This window comes from Pedobacter sp. 01N416 (assembly GCF_056399685.1).
Genome location: NZ_JBFTRT010000821.1, coordinates 1 through 1614, shown reverse-complemented (window position 1 = coordinate 1614; position 1614 = coordinate 1). Strand labels below are relative to the sequence as shown.

At 38.7% G+C, this 1614-nt stretch carries 2 protein-coding genes; both read left to right on the top strand.

Annotated features, from left to right (window positions below):
* A partial coding sequence (bamG, locus tag AC1DND_RS27525; RefSeq protein WP_477585996.1) for a BamG family beta-barrel-assembly machinery protein occupies positions 1–959 on the top strand: 959 nt, incomplete at its 5' end.
* Positions 959–1531: a hypothetical protein gene (locus AC1DND_RS27520; RefSeq protein WP_477585994.1), complete on the top strand. Its 573-nt coding sequence runs from the start codon at positions 959–961 to the stop codon at positions 1529–1531. The genes bamG and AC1DND_RS27520, both read left to right, overlap by 1 nt.
* The last annotated feature ends 83 nt before the right edge of the window (positions 1532–1614 follow it).

The following is a 1614-nucleotide window of genomic DNA, read 5'->3' as shown; positions in this document are numbered from 1 at the left end:
CCGCTCCAGTTACCAAAAGATCGGCCTTGAGTTTTGGTATTTTGCCTTACTCAGATTTGGGTTATTCTTACAGAAACACGACCAAAGTTGATACAACCACTTTAGACCAGCTTTATGAAGGCGAAGGCGGCTTATCAAAGGCTTATTTAGGTTATGGCTATCGTTTTGGCGATCATTTAAGAATTGGGGGTAACTTAGAATATATTTTTGGTAACCTTCAAACTACCCGCGCTACCGAATTTCAATCAGCAGGGTCTTACAATGCCAAACTTCAAAATAAAAACAGTGTTGGCGGTATAAATTACTCTTATGGCATACAGTACGATTTTAATATTGGTAAAAAGACGATTATGACCCTGGGTTATTCTGGAAGCACCTCTGGAAAAATAAATTCAACACAAACTTCTTTTGCTACGTTCTACACAAGAGATCAAAGTGGTAATGAAAACCCTGCAGCCGATACGTTAAATATCGCGAATAACGGAAAATCTAACCTTACCTTGCCATTAACGCACAATTTTGGGATCTCTATCCAGCAAAATGATAAGTGGATGATTGGTGCCGATTTTAGAATGAGTAAATGGTCTGCAACAAGTATCAATAATGTAAACCAAGGTTTGCAAGATAGCTGGGGTGCTTCTTTGGGTGGCCAGTGGACGCCAGATGCATTTTCTTACAACAGTTACATGAAACGTGTAGATTACCGCCTTGGTGTTAATTACGATAAAACTTATATCAAAATCGGTAATCAGGATATCAAACAAATGGGTGCATCGTTAGGTTTTGGCTTCCCGTTGCCTACTGCTAACGGTGGTTCAGCATTTTATAAAATCAACTTTACAACCGAGTTCGGACAAAGGGGAACATTAAGCGATAATCTTGTTAAAGAGAAGTTTATTAATTTCCACTTAGGCTTTACCTTGAACGATACCTGGTTCCGTAAGTACCGTGTAGACTAATGAATTTAAGGACATTTTTATGTGGTCTGTTTCTGGTGTTGCCTTTTTTTCTGGCTTCCTGTGGAGACGACGATCTAAAAAATGCCAATTCAGTCTCAGCAAATAAAGTAATCCTGTCCAGGGATCGGACCATTGGTGTCGATATCACTTACAGCGATTCTGCCAGAATTAAGGCTAAAGGATATGCCCCAATAATGGATAAGGTTACGCCTTCGAACGGAAGCACTTATCAGGAAATGATTAAGGGTGTAAATATCGATTTTTATAACCCTAACGGAACCATTGATGGAAACCTGGTTTGCGATTACGCCATTAGGAAAGACAATGAGCTTAAAACCGAATTTAGGAAAAATGTAGTCGTAAAAAACAGTAAGGGCGATACTTTCTCTTCGCAGGAACTGATCTGGGATGAGTCGAAAAAGATTTTTTATTCCAATCAAAGGGTATATGTGAAAGGAGTAGATGGAAGCATAGGTGAAGGCATCAACTTTAAAGCTCCGCAGGATTTTAGTACCTATGAAATGGATAGTGGAAACGGTGAACTGAATATGAAGGAAGGTGTAGCGCCTTAGTCGCAATGTATAAATGATGGAATGAGTGAATTATTGAATGTTTAAATGGATTTATTCAAATCATCTTTCAATAACTCCATCAT